This window comes from Kribbella catacumbae DSM 19601, assembly GCF_000372465.1.
GTDB lineage: Bacteria > Actinomycetota > Actinomycetes > Propionibacteriales > Kribbellaceae > Kribbella > Kribbella catacumbae.
The window spans coordinates 245603-262592 of the sequence record NZ_AQUZ01000005.1; the positions used below are offsets into that span (position 1 = coordinate 245603).

14 protein-coding genes are annotated in these 16990 nt (G+C 68.7%); 9 read left to right on the forward strand and 5 right to left on the reverse strand.

Annotated elements, in window-relative coordinates:
* Positions 1-66 precede the first annotated feature (66 nt).
* Positions 67-729 carry a TetR/AcrR family transcriptional regulator gene (locus tag A3ES_RS0108015; RefSeq protein WP_020386275.1) on the forward strand — a complete coding sequence of 221 codons (663 nt, stop codon included), beginning with the start codon at positions 67-69 and terminating at the stop codon, positions 727-729.
* Here A3ES_RS0108015 and A3ES_RS0108020 read toward each other — a convergent pair.
* From A3ES_RS0108020 to A3ES_RS0108035, 4 genes are all read right to left on the reverse strand, one after another.
* The gene (locus A3ES_RS0108020; RefSeq protein ID WP_020386276.1) at positions 713-1459 is read right to left on the reverse strand and encodes a sulfite exporter TauE/SafE family protein; all 747 of its coding nucleotides are present in this window, start codon (positions 1457-1459) and stop codon (positions 713-715) included. The two genes, A3ES_RS0108015 and A3ES_RS0108020, sit on opposite strands and share 17 nt — an antisense overlap.
* Positions 1460-1599: 140 nt before the next feature.
* On the reverse strand, positions 1600-2763 hold the full coding sequence (locus A3ES_RS0108025; protein ID WP_020386277.1) for an SPFH domain-containing protein: 1164 nt from the start codon (positions 2761-2763) through the stop codon (positions 1600-1602).
* 633 nt (positions 2764-3396) lie between these two features.
* A complete protein-coding gene (locus A3ES_RS0108030) occupies positions 3397-3921 on the reverse strand; it encodes an NfeD family protein (RefSeq protein WP_020386278.1) in 525 nt (174 codons plus the stop codon).
* Between the two features lie 127 nt (positions 3922-4048).
* A complete protein-coding gene (locus tag A3ES_RS0108035) occupies positions 4049-4831 on the reverse strand; it encodes an ABC transporter ATP-binding protein (RefSeq protein ID WP_020386279.1) in 783 nt (260 codons plus the stop codon).
* Positions 4832-4979: 148 nt separating this feature from the next.
* Here A3ES_RS0108035 and A3ES_RS0108040 point away from each other — a divergent pair, with 148 nt between their 5' ends.
* The 8 genes from A3ES_RS0108040 to A3ES_RS0108075 all read left to right on the forward strand — a co-directional run bounded on the left by A3ES_RS0108040 (position 4980) and on the right by A3ES_RS0108075 (position 15986).
* Positions 4980-5714: a hypothetical protein gene (locus tag A3ES_RS0108040; protein WP_157630386.1), complete on the forward strand. Its 735-nt coding sequence runs from the start codon at positions 4980-4982 to the stop codon at positions 5712-5714.
* A gap of 28 nt (positions 5715-5742) precedes the next feature.
* Positions 5743-6963 (forward strand): phosphoserine phosphatase SerB, encoded by a 1221-nt coding sequence (gene serB, locus A3ES_RS0108045; RefSeq protein ID WP_020386281.1) that lies wholly within the window; start codon positions 5743-5745, stop codon positions 6961-6963.
* A gap of 339 nt (positions 6964-7302) precedes the next feature.
* A complete protein-coding gene (locus tag A3ES_RS0108050; protein WP_020386282.1) occupies positions 7303-8715 on the forward strand; it encodes a glycoside hydrolase family 16 protein in 1413 nt (470 codons plus the stop codon).
* 73 nt (positions 8716-8788) lie between these two features.
* Positions 8789-9940 (forward strand): cyanophycinase, encoded by a 1152-nt coding sequence (locus A3ES_RS46565; protein ID WP_020386283.1) that lies wholly within the window; start codon positions 8789-8791, stop codon positions 9938-9940.
* A complete protein-coding gene (gene cphA / locus A3ES_RS0108060; RefSeq protein WP_020386284.1) occupies positions 9937-12744 on the forward strand; it encodes a cyanophycin synthetase in 2808 nt (935 codons plus the stop codon). Before A3ES_RS46565 ends, cphA begins: the two co-directional genes overlap by 4 nt.
* 7 nt (positions 12745-12751) lie before the next feature.
* A complete protein-coding gene (locus tag A3ES_RS46570) occupies positions 12752-13147 on the forward strand; it encodes a copper chaperone PCu(A)C (RefSeq protein WP_020386285.1) in 396 nt (131 codons plus the stop codon).
* Entirely contained in the window at positions 13144-14307 is a 1164-nt protein-coding gene (locus A3ES_RS0108070; RefSeq protein ID WP_020386286.1) for a Dyp-type peroxidase, read from the forward strand. Before A3ES_RS46570 ends, A3ES_RS0108070 begins: the two co-directional genes overlap by 4 nt.
* A gap of 656 nt (positions 14308-14963) precedes the next feature.
* A complete protein-coding gene (locus A3ES_RS0108075; RefSeq protein ID WP_040454246.1) occupies positions 14964-15986 on the forward strand; it encodes a PQQ-dependent sugar dehydrogenase in 1023 nt (340 codons plus the stop codon).
* A gap of 136 nt (positions 15987-16122) precedes the next feature.
* Here the strand turns inward: A3ES_RS0108075 and A3ES_RS0108080 are convergent, their stop codons facing one another.
* Positions 16123-16965 (reverse strand): hypothetical protein, encoded by an 843-nt coding sequence (locus A3ES_RS0108080; RefSeq protein ID WP_020386288.1) that lies wholly within the window; start codon positions 16963-16965, stop codon positions 16123-16125.
* Positions 16966-16990: the final 25 nt, after the last annotated feature.

Below are 16990 nucleotides of genomic sequence, written 5' to 3' on the forward strand. Positions count from 1 at the left end.
GGTCTGCTCTACGGTGTACTATACACCGTACGTTATAGCTTTCGATGTGACTTGGGAGACAGCCAGATGCCAGCCAGCCGAGCCAGGACGCCGCGCAACACGCTCAGCTCCGAGCTGATCGTGCAGACCGCGCTCGACCTGATGGAGGCCAAGGGCACCGACGCCTTCAGCCTGCGCGGTCTCGCGGCCGAGCTGGGCGTCGGCCCGATGGCCCTCTACACCTACTTCCGCAACAAGGACGACCTGTACGACGCGGTGCGCGACCACCTGATGGCGCTCGTGCCCGCCGTACCGCAGGAGCTGGCCTGGCCGGACCAGGTCAGGTCCGTCTGCCGTGGGATGCGCGCGCTGATGCTGCAGCATCCTTGCCTCGCGCAACTACTCGGGAGCCGCCCGTTGAGCGGCCACGAGACCGCCCGCGTGGCCGAAGGCCTGCTCGGCGTACTGCGGTCCGCCGGGCTCGACGCCGAGACCGCGGCCCGGACGCACACCACCTTGTTCACCTATGTGCTCGGAGCGACGTCCTGGGAGATCCAGATGGCGGCCGAGCGGCGTGACCCCGACTCCTGGCGCCGATTGCGTACGACGATGGAGTCGCTGTCGTCGCATCAGTACCCGACCGTCGTCGAGCTGGCTGCGGAATTGGCCCGTACTACGGGTGGCGACGAGCAGTTCGACTACGGGCTGGACCTTCTGCTGGCCGGGCTCGAGGTCAGAAGACCATCGTGACGATGGCGACGATGCCGATCACGACGATGAGCGCGCGCAGACCCGTCGGCGGCAGCTTGCGTCCGTAACGGGCACCGACGAAACCGCCGATCGTCGAGCCGACCGCGATCAGCGCCGCCGCCAGCCAGTCCACGTCCGCGACGATGATGAACAAGATCGCGGCCACGCCGTTGACGACCGTGGCGAGCACGTTCTTCAGGCCGTTCATCCGCTGCAGGTTGGTGTCCATGCCGATGCCGAGGATCGCCATCAGCAGTACGCCCTGGGCGGCACCGAAGTACCCGCCGTACACGCCGGTCAGGAAGACGGCCGGGATCACCCACCAGGCGCCGCGATGGACGTGGTTAGGGCGGTTGATGCGTTTGGACAACCAGGGCTGCAGGGCGACCAGCACGCAGCCGAGCAGGATCAACCCCGGTACGACGGCCTTGAAGGCCGAGCCGGGAAGCGTGAGCAGCAGGACGGCTCCGGCGATGCCACCGATCAGCGAGGCCGGGATCAGCCGGAACATCCGGCCGCGCTGGCCTTCGAGTTCGCGCCGATAGCCGATCGCGCCGGCCGCAGTACCGGGTGCCAGGCCGACGCTGTTGCTGACGTTCGCCAGGACCGGTGGGATGCCGACGGCAAGCAACGCGGGGAAGGTCAGCAAGGTGCCTGAACCCACCACCGCGTTGATTGTGCCCGCGCCCATTCCTGCCACCAGGACGAACAGCGCCTCGAACCATGTCATCGCTGCCAGACTCTACGCATCTGACGGTCGTTCCTGCGTATCAGTCCGGCAAGTGAACGCAAAACTGCATTGCACATCACACGGCCCGGCTCCCCCGTGATGGGTGAGCCGGGCCGGGTGCCAGTACGTCGTACCGGGTGTCAGCGTTCCTGTGCCGGGCCGTCCTGCACCGGGGGCGCCGGCTCGGGAGCCGAGGTGACCGCCGGGGCCGCCGCCTGCTGGCTGCGCGAGCTGACCGCGGCGTTCTGCGCGGCCGCGATAGCTTCCTGTACTGCGTTGTCGGCCTCGGCCACCGCGGCATCCGGGGTCGCCGCCGTGCCCATCCCGCTGTCGACCTGGACGGCGGCGGAGTCACCCAGCTCGGGCTCCGGGAACGGGCCCTCGGCCTTCTGGGTGATGCCGGCGATCTGGCCGACGGCGCTGCCGAGGCCTTCCATCGCCTTGCCGATCTCGCTCGGGATGATCCACAGCTTGTTCGAGTCGCCCTGAGCGATCGACGGCAGCATCTGCAGGTACTGGTAGGCGAGCAGACCCTGGTCGGGCTTGCCGGCGTGGATCGCGTTGAAGACGGTGGTGATGGCCTGCGCCTCACCCTGTGCCTTCAGGATCCGCGCCTCCCGCTCGGCCTGCGCCCGCAGGATGCGGGACTCGCGATCACCTTGCGCGGTGAGGATCGCGGACTGCTTCTGGCCCTCGGCCGACAGGACGGCCGACTGGCGCATACCTTCGGCGGTCAGGATCGCGGCGCGCTTGTCGCGGTCCGCGCGCATCTGCTTCTCCATCGAGTCCTGGATCGACGGCGGCGGGTCGATCGAGCGCAGCTCCACCCGGTTGACCCGGATGCCCCACTTGCCGGTCGCCTCGTCGAGCACGTACCGCAGCTTCTCGTTGATCTCCTCGCGGCTGGTCAACGTCTGCTCGAGGTCCATGCCACCGATGATGTTGCGCAGCGTCGTCATGGTGAGCTGCTCGATCGCCTGGATGTAGTTGGAGATCTCGTACGTCGCCCGGACCGGGTCGTTCACCTGGAAGTAGATGACGGAGTCGATCGACACCATCAGGTTGTCCTCGGTGATGACGCCCTGCGGCGGGAACGCGACGACCTGCTCGCGCATGTCGATCGTGTAGCGGACCTTGTCGACGAACGGGGTCAGCAGGTTCAGGCCGGGCTGCAAGCCGACCTTGAACTTCCCGAACCGTTCCACGATGCCGACGGTCTGCTGCTGCACGACCCGGACGGACTTGATCAGTGTGACGACCACCAGTAAGGCGACCAATGCCAGCACTATGAGGAACGCGGTCACGTGACCCTCCCACTCGAAGAACCCTCAGGACGGACAGTCTTTCCTATCGACGGGCCACTGTGGGCAACGGTTCCCTCACGATCCGGAAACTGCCCTTTGAGGCGTCGATGGCAACGATGTCCGTGGACCCGACAGTACTTCGACCGCCCGCCGGCGCAACCGCGCCACACCACGCGCAGGCAACCGATCCCTCCCCGAGTGGCGGGCACGGCCAAGGTCGCCGCATCTGCCCCGATCGACAGCTGCGCGGGCCGATCGACGGCTGCGCGGGGTTCGCCGTACTCCGCAGGGGTTCGCCCTTTGTCTGGGGGTTCGCCCTTTGTCTGGGGGTTCGCCCTTTGTCTGGGGGTTCGCCCTTTGTCTGGGGGTTCGCCCTTTGTCTGGGGGTTCGCCCCTCGTCTGGGGGTTCGCCCACTGCTCTACCAGGGGGCGAACCCCGACAGGGAGGGTTGAGCCCACTGATCGGTCGCCATGGCGCCAGACGACTGGCCGAGGTGTCGCCTCGGGTCTGGGGCGACGAGCCTTTCGTCAGCGGATCCTCGTGCGAGGTGACGCGAAGCGTCACGAGCCGGGGGCGTGTGCCCGCGCACTTTGTTCCTTCGAGGTGACGCGAAGCGTCACGAGGCGGGGAGGTCAGTGGGGTGGTTCGGCGTTCTTCTGTTCCGGGTCGGTGCCGAGTTCGGGGAGGGTGTGGTCGATGGGTTGGCCGATCGGGTAGACGACCGCGGTGGCGCCGTCGATCGACATCACCTCGACGCGGGTGCCGGGCGCGATGGTGGAGACCTCGTCGTACGGGCGGGCCGTCCACAGCTCACCGTTCAGCTTGATCGAGCCGCCGCCGTCGGGGTGGATCTCCTTGACCACGACGCCGCTGCGGCCGATCACATGGGCCGAACCGGTCTTCAGCTCGATGCCGTGGTGGATCTTGCGAACCAGCAGCGGCCGGATCGCGGCCAGCATCGCCGCGGCGGTGATCAGGCCGACGACGATCTGCAGCCAGAGCAGATGCGGGAACAGGGCGCCTACGCCGGCCGCGGTGATCGCCCCCGCGGCAAGCATCAGCAAGGTGAAGTCGAGCGAAGCCAACTCCGCCAGGCCCAGTACGGCGGCGAGCCCGAGCCACGCCGCCCACACGTTCTCCCGCAGCCAATCCATCATCTGCCAAGCCTATCCGCGTTCGGGACCTCAGGCAGGCCCACCACCAGTGTGACGCGCGGAATCCACCGCCGGATTCCGCCGACGTCCGGTGAAGTGGGCATCACATCGGCGGGGAAGGGAAGCTGGGTCAGAGGGCGCGGGCGAAGTACCGGCCGTCCTGGTGGTCGAGGCTGAGGGCGAGGTCGAAGGTCTCGCTCAGGGTCTCAGCGGTGAGCGCCTGGTCGATCGGGCCGGCCGAAACGACCCGGCCCTGCTTGAGCAGCAGACCGTGGGTGAAGCCCGGCGGGATCTCCTCGACGTGATGGGTGACGAGCACCATCGCTGGCGAGCCCTCGGCGGTCGCGATCGAGCTGAGCGACCGGACCAGCTGCTCGCGCCCGGTCAGGTCGAGACCCGCGGCCGGCTCGTCCAGCAGCATCAGCTCGGGATCCGTCATCAGCGCGCGGGCGATCTGGACCCGCTTGCGCTCCCCCTCGGACAGCGTCCCGAAGGTGCGCTCGCTCAAGTGGCCGATGCCGAGCTCGGTCAGCAGCTCCTTGGCCCGCTGGTGGTCCAGCTCGTCGTACTCCTCACGCCAGCGACCCAGTACGGCGTACGACGCGGAGACGACGACATCCGCGACGCGCTCGGACCTCGGCAGCCGGTCCGCGAGCGCGGCGCTGGTCAGCCCGATCCGCGGCCGCAGCTCGAACACGTCGATCGCGCCGAGCACCTCGCCGAGCAGTCCGACCACGCCGGTCGTCGGGTGCATCTGGGCCGCAAGGATCTGCAGCATCGTCGTCTTGCCGGCCCCGTTCGGCCCGATCACGACCCAGCGGTCGGTCTCCTCGATGGACCAGTCGACGGCGTCGAGCAGAAGCGCGCCACCGCGCACGATCGAGACACCGGCCAGCTCCGCCACTGCAGTCATGGGCCAAAACCTACGGGGTCGCACCGACCCTGCTGTCGCCGGGTCACGACCGTCCGGATGAGAGAACGGCGAGTGTGGTGGGTGGGGGTCGCTCGCGCCGACCCTGCTGGTGTCGAGGCGCGGCCAGCAGGGTGGGACACTGGTGGGTGTGCTGACCACTGCCGCCTCGGTGCGTTTCACCGTGTGGACGAACGCGATGCTGACCGGCGCCTGCGATCCGGACACCGCAGCGCACAAGATTCTCGGCGAGGACGTCGGGCACCACGTGTCCGGCCTCGCGGCGCATCCCACCCCGGCGACGTTGCCCGTGGCCCTCAACCTCTTGCGCGCGGCCGGCGCCACCCAGGCGCATCTCGCACTGCCGATCCCGGGCGACCCGATCGGGCTGGCCGGGCCGCCTCCCTTCAATGAGGCCGCGCTGGAGACGGGTGAGGCCGTAGTACTGAGTGGTGCCGAGATCGGGCTAATACCGGCGTACGTCGGTCCGGCGGTGCAGTGGACCGTGCTGCGGGCAACCAGTCCCCTGCCGGCCGACCTGGGTGAAGCCGATCGTGGGCTGCGGGCGGCGCTGATCGAGGCGGCCGAATCGCTGGCCGCGCTCGACGTCGCCCGGTGGAAGCCGGAGGTCGCGGACGCGCTGATCGACATCCGCCGGATCGGTTCGGGCAAGGGCGACGACCTTGCCCCCGGCTACGAGGCGCGAGCCGTGAAGGCCGCCGCGACCGCGCGCCGCTGCCTGGCCATCGCCGACGCCGCTCTGGAGGACGACGGCGCCGCCGTCACCGGCGCGGAAGCCGACGCCCGCCGCCGGACCTTGCTGGATCTGGCCGCCGCTGCCCGGCGTGCTCTCGTCGCGGCATGTGGACCGCCCACCTCCCGTTAACAATTCATCGGTAGCCTGAGGCCTTGAGATGACAGGACAGGCTGAGCACGAGACGCAGATGGCAGACCGCCCCACCCTGCTGGTCACCTTGACCGGTACGGATCGGCCGGGCCTCACCTCCGCAGTACTGTCGATGCTCGCGCTCCGCGGCCTCGACGTGATCGACGCCGAGCAGGTCGTACTCCGCGGCCGGCTGGTGCTCGGCGTGCTGCTCACGGCGCCGCGGGACCACAAAGAGCTGAAGCGGGAACTCAAGGCGCTCGCCGAGAACCTCGAAGTCGACATCAGCCTGAAGAAGGGGTTCGGCGACAACGAGCCGCGCCGCAAGGGCCGGACCCAGGTCACGGTGATCGGTAGTCCGTTGACCGCGCACGGCTTCGCCGCGATCGCCGGGCGGATCGCCGACACCGGCGCCAACATCGACCGGATCAGCCGGATGGCGCGCTACCCGGTCACCGCGATGGAGATCGCCGTGTCGGGCGCCGACCCCGACTCGCTGCGGACGGTGCTCGCGCTCGAAGGGGTCAGGCAGGGACTGGACGTCGCAGTACAGCCTGGTGGTCTGTACCGGCGGGCCAAGCGGCTGATCGTGATGGATGTCGACTCGACCCTGATCCAGGGCGAGGTGATCGAGATGCTCGCGGCGCACGCCGGGCGGCTCGAGGAAGTTGCCGCGGTCACCGAGCAGGCGATGCGCGGTGAGCTGGACTTCGCCGAGTCGCTGCGCAGCCGGGTGGCGGCGCTCGAGGGGTTGCCGGAGTCGGCGCTGGACGAGGTCTACCGGGAGATCGAGCTGGCGCCGGGTGCGCGCACGCTGGTCCGGACGCTGAAGCGGCTCGGGTACCAGTTCGCCATCGTCAGCGGCGGCTTCAGCCAGATCACCGACAAGCTCGCGGCCGACCTCGGGATCGACTTCGCCGCCGCGAACGTGCTGGAGATCGTCGACGGCAAACTCACCGGCCGGGTGCTCGGCGAAATCGTCGACCGGGCCGGCAAGGCCACCACTCTGCGCCGCTTCGCCGAGACGTCCGGTACGCCGCTGTCCCAGACGGTCGCGATCGGCGACGGCGCCAACGACCTGGACATGCTCGCCGCAGCCGGCCTCGGCATCGCCTTCAACGCCAAGCCCGTCGTCCGAGCGGCAGCCGACACCCACGTCAGCGTCCCCTACCTCGACACGATCCTCTACCTCCTCGGCATCAGCCGCGAAGAAGTAGAAGCCGCCGACGCCGACGCCACCGTCGACTGAAACCGCGCGCGCTCCGGCCCGCCAGCTCTAGCCGCCGCCGGGCGTCTTCCTGGCCGGTCGGCTCGCGGTGCTGTGGTCGGGCACTGCGGACCGCCACCACATGCCAACGCCGCCGGGTACCACGGTCCCCGCGTGCGGGGGCGGGTCGGGAGGGCGCTGGGCGAGGTTGGCATGTGGTGCAGCCCCGGGCTCCCGCGTTCTTGTAGCGCCGGGAACGTTCCCTGGGGTGGATCTGGTGATGAGGCGTTGACACACGGATATGAGAGCGCTCTCATGGTGCGTAATCACCCGTCCGGGGCCTGTCTGGGGAAGGTGCCTGGTCTGACCGTGGAGGTCGTTATGCGTTTCCGCCCCGACAAACCATCCACACGTCGCCGAACGCTTCTGAGTGCCCTGCTCGTCCCCGTCCTGGTTGCGACCGCTCTGACCGTCGCCGCGCAGGCCAGTGTGCCGCCGCCCCCGGCCGGCTGGACGACGATCTGGAGTGACGACTTCAACGGCGCGAGCGGCAGCCTGCCGTCCAGCGCCAACTGGATTATCGATACCGGCCACTCCTATCCAGGCGGTCCGGGCAACTGGGGTACCGGCGAGGTGCAGAACTACACCAACAGCACGAACAACCTGGCCCTCGACGGCACCGGCAACCTGCGCATCACGCCCCGGCGCGACGGGGCCGGCAACTGGACGTCGGCCCGGATCGAGACCCAGCGCAGCAACTTCAAGCCCCCGGCCGGCGGTGTCGTCGCGATGGAGGGCCGGATCCAGATGCCCAACGTCACCGGCAACGCGGCGCTCGGCTACTGGCCCGCGTTCTGGGCACTCGGTTCGCCGTACCGCGGGAATTACTGGAACTGGCCGGGCATCGGCGAGTTTGACATCATGGAGAACGTCAACGGGATCAACTCGGTCTGGGGCGTGCTGCACTGCGGCGTGAACCCGGGCGGTCCGTGCAACGAGACCAGCGGCATCGCCAACAGCCGCGCCTGCCCGGGCAGCACTTGCCAGAGCGGCTTCCACACCTACAGGTTCGAGTGGGACACCAGCATCTCGCCGAACCAGTTCCGCTGGTATGTCGACGGCCAGCAGTTCCACTCGGTCAGCCAAGGGCAACTGCCGGCCGACACCTGGAACAACATGACCTCGCACGCGGGCTACTTCATCTTGCTGAACCTCGCCATCGGCGGCGCCTTCCCCGACGCCCTCAACGGACCCACTCCTCGCGCTGAGACAGTGCCGGACCGCCCGATGATCGTCGACTACGTGGCCGTCTCCACTCGCGGCGGCGGTGGCGATCCGACCACTCCCCCGACAACCCCGCCCACGACCCCGCCCGGCGGTGGCGGCAGCGCGTACAGCACCATCCAGGCCGAGTCGTACAGCCAGCAAGGCGGTGTCGGCGTCGAGACAACCGTCGACTCCGGCGGCGGCCAAAACCTCATGCAGGTCGGCAACGGCGACTGGGCGCTCTACCCCAATGTCGACTTCGGCAGCTCGGCCGCCCGTCAGTTCGTCGCCCGAGTGGCATCAGGAGCCGCCGGCGGGGTCAGCGGCCTCGTGGAGGTTCGCCTGGACAGCAGAACCAACGCACCGATCGGAAGCTTCGCCATCGCCAACACCGGCGGCTGGCAGAGTTGGCGCAGCGTCCCGGCCAACATCAGCGCAGTGACGGGCGTACACAACGTCTATCTGACCTTCACCAGCGGCCAGCCGGCCGACTTCGTGAACGTCAACTGGTTCACCTTCGGCCACTGAGCCAGGTGGTGCCGGGCTGTCCCGCCCGGCACCACTGAGCGCTGTTTGGGGGCGGAGCACCTATTCTTCGGCTATGTCAGAACAGCAGGGTGGGGTGACGACGAGCGGGCCTGGCGCCCTGTTCGCCATCGGTGGGGCCGAGGACAAGCTGAAGAAGCGGCTCGTTCTGCAGGAGTTCGTCGAGGCGGCCGGCGGGCCGAAGGCGCGGATCGTGGTGGTTCCGACCGCCTCCGCGCTGGGACCGGACGTGATCGACGTGTACTCGGCGCTGTTCGCCGCGCTTGGCGCCGCCAGCGTGGTCGGCGTACGGCCGGAGAACCGCGAGGACGCCGACGACCCAGCCTTCATCGAGCCGCTGACCGAGGCCACCGGCATCTTTATGACCGGTGGCAACCAGCTCAAACTGAGCGGCGTCGTCACCGGTACTGCGTTCGGCCGAGCCGTCACCGAAGCCCATGCCCGGGGAGCGGCCGTCGGCGGTACGTCGGCCGGCGCGAGCATCCTCGCCGAGCACATGATCGCCTTCGGTCGATCCGGCGCGACGCCGAGGCAGCGGATGAGCCAGCTGGCCGGTGGGCTCGGCCTGGTCCAGGGCGCGATCGTGGACCAGCATTTCGCCCAGCGCAACCGGTACGGCCGGCTGCTGTCGCTCGTCGCGCAGTCCCCCGGGCTGCTCGGGATCGGCGTCGACGAAGACACCGCGGCCGTCGTCCGGGGCACCCATCTGGAGGTCGTCGGGCGTGGTGCCGTGACGATCTTCGACGGCAGCCGGATCACCTCCAACGCGCACTACGCCAGTCGTTCCGAGGCGATCCTCGCGTCCGGCGTCGTACTGCACGTGCTGCCCGCGACCGCGACCTTCGACCTGAAGGCACGGGTGCTGTTGTCCTACGGTCCGCAGCCGCCGGCCGAGGAGATCGCCTCGATCGAGGCCGCCGAGGCGGATCTGCGCAAACTGGCCAAGGAGATCGCCGCCGAGGGCGTCTCCCCGGCGTACTACGCCGAGCGCAGGCGGCGGGCCGGCCGGCGTACGGCGAAGGCTGCCGACCCGACCGCTCCGAAGAAGAAGGCAACCGCGAAGAAGGTCGCGCCGAAGAAGGCCAGATCGTCGGCCGCGAGTCAGTCCAGACCGGAGGCGACCGAGCCTCTGAGCGCGGGCGCCGAACCCAGCCGACCTGACACCGAGTCGCCTTCCAGGCCACGACCAGACAGTGGGACCGCATGACCGATACCGCCCCTGAGCCGACCCACGGGACCCCGAGCCCGGACCTGAAGATCATCGAGACACGCGTCTACCGCGGTCCGAACATCTGGAGTTACGAGCCGGCGATCCATCTGGTGGTCGACCTGGGATCGCTGGAGGACTTCCCGTCGAACACCATCGACGGGTTCACCGAGGGGCTGCTGGAGTATCTCCCCCGCCTCGACCAGCACCACTGCTCGCGCGGCCGCCGCGGCGGCTTCATCGAGCGGCTGCACGAGGGCACCTGGCTCGGGCACATCGCCGAGCACGTGTCGCTGCAGCTCCAGCAGGAGGCCGGCCACGACATGCGGCGCGGCAAGACCCGCCAGGTCAAAGGTGTCCCCGGCCGGTACAACATCGTCTACTCGTACGCCGACGAGGGTGTCGGCCTGGCCGCGGGTGAGCTCGCCATCCGGTTCGTGAACTACCTGGTCCAGCCGACGCCGGACTTCGACTTCACCACCGAGCTGGAGAAGTTCATCAGGCAGGCCGAGCGGAGCGCCTTCGGGCCGTCGACGCAGGCGATCGTGGACGAGGCGGTGTCGCGCGACATCCCCTGGATCCGGCTGAACAAGGCCAGCCTGGTGCAGCTCGGCCAGGGTGTGCACGCGAAGCGGATCCGGGCCACGATGACGTCCGAGACCGGCTCGATCGCGGTGGACGTGGCCAGCGACAAGGATCTGACCACCCGGCTGCTCGCCTCGGCGGGCCTGCCGGTGCCGAGGTCGGACTCGGTTCGCTCGGTCGAGGACGCCGTCATCGTCGCGACCAGGATCGGCTACCCGGTCGTGTGCAAGCCGCTCGACGGCAACCACGGCCGCGGTGTCTGCCTGAACCTGCAGGACGCGGACGCCGTACGGGCGGCTTTCCCGATCGCGGCTGAGCAGTCGCGGCGTGGTTCGGTGATCGTCGAGAACTTCGTCACCGGCAAGGACTACCGCTGCCTGATCATCAACGGGCGGATGGAGGCCATCGCCGAGCGAGTGCCCGCGCACGTGGTCGGCGACGGCGTGCACACCGTGGCCGAGCTGGTCGACATCACCAACGCGGACCCGCGCCGTGGTGTCGGGCACGAGAAGATCCTGACCCGGATCACGATGAACCAGGCCGCGCGCGAGCTGGTCCGGTCGCAGGGCTTCGAGCTGGACGACGTACCGCCCGAGGACACCACGGTGAAGCTGACGCTCACCGGCAACATGTCCACCGGTGGGATCTCGATCGACCGGACCTTCGAGGCACACCCGGAGAACGTCGAGATCGCCGAGGAGGCGGCCCGGATGATCGGGCTGGACATCGCCGGCATCGACTTCATCTGCCCCGACATCACCCAGCCGGTCCGCGAGACCGGTGGCGCTATCTGCGAGGTGAACGCGGCGCCGGGCTTCCGGATGCACACCAACCCGACGATCGGCGATCCGCAGTACATCGCCAAGCCGGTGGTGGACATGCTGTTCCCGCCCGGGGCGACGAGCCGGATCCCGATCGTCGCGGTGACCGGGACGAACGGCAAGACCACCACCTCGCGGATGATCAGCCATGTTTTCAAGGGGATGGGACGCAAGGTCGGGATGACGTCGACCGACGGCATCGTGATCGACGAGCGGCTGGTGATCCGGTCGGACGCGTCCGGGCCGAAGTCCGCGCGGATGGTGCTGCAGAACCCGCGGGTCGACTTCGCCGTCTTCGAGGTGGCGCGCGGCGGGATCCTGCGCGAGGGACTCGGGTACGAGCGCAACGACGTCGCCGTCGTCCTGAACATCCAGCCCGACCACCTCGGCATGCGGGGTGTGGACACGCTGGAGCAGTTGGCCGATGTGAAGGCCGTGCTGGTCGAGGCCGTGCCGCGCAACGGGTTCGCGGTACTGAATGCCGATGATCCGCTGGTCCGGAAGATGCGGCGGAAGTGCTCGGGCGAGGTGGTGTGGTTCAGCGTCGCGGAGGCGGGCACCGAGGTTCGCGAGTACATCGAGGGGCACTGCCGGCGAGGCGGCCGCGCGGTCGTGCTGGAGCGGTCCGACCTGGGCGACATGATCATCATGAAGCACGGCCGGCGCTCGATGCAGCTGGCCTGGACGCACTTGCTGCCGGCAACTTTCGGCGGCCGGGCGATGATGAACGTGCAGAACGCGATGGCCGCCGCGGCTGCCGCCTTCGCCGCGGGTGCACCGCTGCACGACATCCGGCAAGGCCTGCGCACGTTCAACACGTCGTACTATCTGTCGCCTGGTCGGCTGAACGAGATCGACGTCGACGGGCGGACGGTGATCGTCGACTACTGCCACAACGCGCCCGCGATGCGGATGCTCGGCGACTTCGTCGACAAGCTCGGTGAGAGCCTCAACGCGTCCTCCGAGCTTGGCCGGTCGTCGCGGATCGGCGTGATCGCGACGGCGGGCGACCGGCGCGACGACGACATGCGCGAGCTGGGTGAGGTCGCCGCGCAGCACTTTGACGTCGTGATCGTCCGTGAGGACGCGCGGTTGCGTGGTCGCAAGCGCGGCACCACCGCCGAACTGGTCACCGAGGGCGTCCGTGCGGCGATGGACAACGGTGCTCGCTGCCGCCAGGTCGAGACGGTGCTCGAGGAGCTGACCGCGGTCCAGCATGCACTGTCGCGGTCCAACCGCAGCGACTTGGTGGTGCTCTGTGTCGACCAGCACCAGCAGGTGCTTTCGCATCTCGAGTCCGTTTCTCACCTCGCTCAGGCCGGCGCCCGTTCCGGCGACGAGGGCGGCGATCCGGACTACGTGAAGTCGGAGCCGGAAGCTGAGGAGTCAGACGAATAGACGGTTCGTGCGCGCGACCGTCGGGGCCGAGGACACCACGATGACGGCGGCCTTCATGTCGCTGACCAACCCGGGCAAGACCGACATCTCGTTGACCTCGGCAACGTCCCCGGTGGCCGGCATCATGCAGCTCCACGAGATGGCGATGAAGGACGGCAAGATGGTGATGCAGGAGAAGGCCGGCGGGGTCAAGGTGCCTGCCGGGTCGCACGCGCATCTGGCGCCCAGCCGTGACCACGTCATGCTGATGGGACTCAAGCAGGCGCTCAAGCCAGGCGACGAAGTACCGATCACCCTGAGGTTCTCCGACGGGTCCTCGCACGATCTGACCGTGCCGGTGAAGGCGTTCACCGAAGAGGAAGAGCACTACCAGCCGTCGGCCACACCGAGCACGACACCGTGACCGGACGCCCGTCCCGGCGGCAGCTCTTCGGGTACGCCGGTGCCGCCGCCGCGGGTGCCGCTGTCACTGGCGGAGTTGTTGCTCTGGGCAATGATACGCCCGAGACGGTGGTCGTTGCCCGGGACATCGACCCGTACGGCGACCACCAGCCGGCCATTGCAGCCGCCTCGCCGAAGCATGCCGAATTGGTCGCGCTCACCCTGCTACCCAGCACCGACAAGGCGGCACTCGGTCGGCTGATGCGTCTTTGGACCAACGACATCGTTGCCCTGAGCGCCGGTCGTCCCGCACCCGGTGACACGGCACCCGAGTTGGCCGTTCCTGGAGTCGCGCTGACCGTGACGGTCGGCTTCGGACCGAAGGTGTTCACGTTGCCGGATCTCGTCAAGCCGCGTGGGTTCAGCGAAGTACCGGTGATGTCGCATGATCGCCTGCAGCCAGCGTGGTCCGGTGGCGATCTGCTCGTGCTGGTGGGTGCGGATGACGCGGTGTCGGTTGTCCACGCCGTACGGCGGCTGGTGGCTGATGCGGCGCCTTTCGCGAAGCCGCTGTGGCGGCAGACCGGGTTCTGGAACGGGACTGGAGCTGATGGCCAGCCAGTGACGGGTCGGAATCTCTTCAACCAGGTCGACGGCACCGGCAACCCCGCGCCCGGTACGCCGGAGTTCGACAGCACGGTCTGGTCCACCGACGGCTGGACAACCCTGGTGGTCCGGCGGATCAAGCTGAACCTCGACGCCTGGGATGAACTGACGCGTTCCGAGCAGGAGCGCGCGGTCGGGCGAAAGCTGTCGAACGGCGCGCCGACGACCGGGACGGCCGAGCACGACGAACTCGATCTCGAGAAGCGGGACGCCGATGGCCGGCTGGTGATCGCGGAGAACGCGCACTCGCGACTGTCCCATCACTCCGTCAACGACGGCCGGCGAATCTTCCGCAAGGGCCTCAACTACGTGCAGGACGACGGAGCCACCCGCGAGTCCGGCCTCATCTTCCTCAGCTACCAGGCCGACCTGGTCGGGCAGTTCCTCCCGCTCCTGGCCCGCCTCGACGCCGCAGACGCGCTCAACGAATGGACCACCACGATCGGCTCAGCCGTCTTCGCGATCCCACCCGGCTTCCGCTCCGGCACCTGGCTCGGCCAGAGTCTCCTGGCCTAGCGCTCGCGGTCTGCTCGATAGCGCCCTATCCGACCAATAGCCTGCTACAGCGCGCCATCGGCAACAGGACAAGCCATCGGCCACCCGCAACTCGGCGTACCCGGCATGGCTGGATAGCCCGGCCGCCCGGCCTGGCTTGGCCGATACGCCGGTACGCCACGCTCGGGCCCGAGTCATCCACCACACCACCGGCTGCGACCGGGCCGGCTCTTTCGTCGGCAAGGCGGCCAAGCCCACCAGTGGTGGGCATGAACATCGTCTGGTGACCCTGAACAGGGTGCACCTTGTTCAAGGTCGCCGCTAGAGGTCCGAGCCCACCTCTGGCGGGCTCGGACAGGCCGGCGAAAAGGGGCGGCGGCGACGTGACCCCCGTAGGGCGCAGGGCCGGGCGGGGATCGGACGGCTGCGCATACCCGTCTCCGCCCGGCAAACGCTTCCCTCGGCGTGTCGGGGCATCGGGGAGGGGGCGTGCGTGCGCGGCCGTCCGCGCCTGCTTGACGTGAGGCTACTGGCGGGGCTGATTCGCTCAGGTCGGGTACGAGGTGATTGATCGGAAGTCGGAGGGTGACCAGATCATCACTGTGGGTGGTTTCAGCGGCGGAAGTAAGGCAAGCTTGCTGTCGAATGAGGGGGGACTCGACAGTGAGGACCTGAGTATGCGCAAACAACTCTCCGCCCTGGCCTCAGTAACCGCCCTGCTGATGGTGACGACCGCCCTGCCTGCGGCCGCCGCCGTACCGCCGACGCCCCGGATCACCGGGACGGTGGCGAGCGGGTTCCAGTCTCCGTGGGGTCTAGCGATCCTGCCGGACGGTTCCGCATTGGTCTCGGAGCGAGACACCGCCCGGATCAAACACGTCACCGCGGCCGGCGTGGTCCGCCAGATCGGCACCGTGCCGGGCGTTCGGCACGGCGGCGAAGGCGGCCTGCTCGGTATCGCGGTGGCGCCCACCTTCGGCACCGACCGGCTGCTCTACGCGTACCACACCGCCTCGGGCGACAACCGGGTCGTCCGGATGACCTACAACGGCACCAGTCTCGGTACGCCGCAGACCGTGGTCACCGGGATCCCACGGGCCAACATCCACAACGGGGGCCGGCTCGCCTTCGGGCCCGACGGCTTCCTCTACATCAGTACCGGCGACGCCGGGACCACCAGCAACGCACAGAACCCGAACTCGCTCGGCGGCAAGATCCTGCGGGTCACACCGACCGGCAGCCCCGCGCCCGGCAACCCGAGCGGCACCAGGGTGTACAGCCTCGGCCACCGCAACGTCCAGGGCCTGGCCTGGGACGAGGGCAAACGACTCTGGGCCAGCGAGCTCGGTCAGAACACCTTCGACGAACTGAACCAGATCAGGCCGGGCGGCAACTACGGCTGGCCGACTTGTGAGGGCACCTGCACCGACACGCGGTTCATCAACCCGCAGGCGACCTGGTCGACCGCCCAGGCGTCACCGTCCGGCCTCGCCTTCGCCAGCAACACGCTGTGGATGGCGGCGTTGCGCGGTCAGCGGCTCTGGGCGATCCCGATCAAGGACGGCGCCCGCGACGGCTCCCCCGTCGCCTCCTTCACCAACCAGCAGGGCCGGCTGCGGACCATCACCCCGGCCGCGGACGGCTCCCTGTGGCTGATCAGCGAAACCAACGGCACCATCCTGCGAGTCGTGCTCGGCTAGTGGTGTGTCGCGTCAAAAACTCGAGTGCTGGCGGTGTCCAGGTGGGTGCATCGCAAGGCGGAGGTTTTGACGCGACACACCACTAGGTCCGCGGACTCGATGAGAGCGCTGGGTCAGTAGTCGGGGCCCGGCGCTCTTAACGGCGTGCTGGGAGCAGTCGGCGCTTGGGGTCCTCGCGGTCGATCCAGTCGAGGTCGTCGGACAGCACTGCGTCGTTGCCACGGCCGTCGTCGACGGTGAGGGCCCGGGGTGGTGGTGGGAGCGCGCGGACCTTGAGCGCGACCATCGGGATCGCCAGCAGCACGGCCAGGATGAGCCAGGGCCAGTACTCGCGCACGAGCGGCTCGAAAGCGTTGAAGAACGCGTCGGTGCCCGCGTTGGCGACGTCGTCCGTCGACCGGCCCTTCGCTGCTGCCACGGCTTGGACGCCGTCGACGATCGCGAACGACGCCACATAGACGGCGATCAACGGCACCCACGAGTACGCCGATGGCCAGCCGCGCCGCCAGCAGGCGACGTACAGGACGATGGTGAGGCCGATCGCGACGAGCAGGCCGTTCAACTGCCACAGCCAGCGCCAGTTCTCCAGTTCGCCGGCGGGGCGCAACGCGTACCACGCGATCGGCACCGACAGCGCGAAAGCCGCGAGTACTGAACTTCGGGTGCCCAAGGCACCGAGGCTCGCGCCGACGACACTTGCCACCAGCAACGTCGCCAGCAAACCCTTGCCCGACAGGGAGTACCCGCTCAGCCACCAGGCGCCCCCGGCAACGACCAGGACCAGCGGCACGGCGTACCGGAGGCGCCCGATGATCAGTCCGGCCAGCACTCCCCCGGTGAACCCGCCCAGAACCAGCAGATCCACCCGGTCGACGACGAACATGGTCGAGCCCGCCGGCAGCCCGTGCAGGTAGGTCAGCGCGAAGCCGGCCACGAACCAGGCGATCACCGCCGCCGGTACCGACCACAAGTAGCGCATGGGAACCCCGATCCGCCCCCGGGCG

Bases quoted from the DNA above. Each gene is read 5' to 3' on its own strand.
- A3ES_RS0108015 (WP_020386275.1), top strand. From the start codon at position 67: ATGCCAGCCAGCCGAGCCAGGACGCCGCGCAACACGCTCAGCTCCGAG.
- serB (WP_020386281.1), top strand. From the start codon at position 5,743: ATGACAGGACAGGCTGAGCACGAGACGCAGATGGCAGACCGCCCCACC.
- A3ES_RS0108050 (WP_020386282.1), top strand. From the start codon at position 7,303: ATGCGTTTCCGCCCCGACAAACCATCCACACGTCGCCGAACGCTTCTG.
- A3ES_RS0108030 (WP_020386278.1), bottom strand. From the start codon at position 3,921: ATGATGGATTGGCTGCGGGAGAACGTGTGGGCGGCGTGGCTCGGGCTC.
- A3ES_RS0108075 (WP_040454246.1), top strand. From the start codon at position 14,964: ATGCGCAAACAACTCTCCGCCCTGGCCTCAGTAACCGCCCTGCTGATG.
- A3ES_RS0108035 (WP_020386279.1), bottom strand. From the start codon at position 4,831: ATGACTGCAGTGGCGGAGCTGGCCGGTGTCTCGATCGTGCGCGGTGGC.
- cphA (WP_020386284.1), top strand. From the start codon at position 9,937: ATGACCGATACCGCCCCTGAGCCGACCCACGGGACCCCGAGCCCGGAC.
- A3ES_RS46565 (WP_020386283.1), top strand. From the start codon at position 8,789: ATGTCAGAACAGCAGGGTGGGGTGACGACGAGCGGGCCTGGCGCCCTG.
- A3ES_RS0108020 (WP_020386276.1), bottom strand. From the start codon at position 1,459: ATGACATGGTTCGAGGCGCTGTTCGTCCTGGTGGCAGGAATGGGCGCG.
- A3ES_RS0108080 (WP_020386288.1), bottom strand. From the start codon at position 16,965: ATGCGCTACTTGTGGTCGGTACCGGCGGCGGTGATCGCCTGGTTCGTG.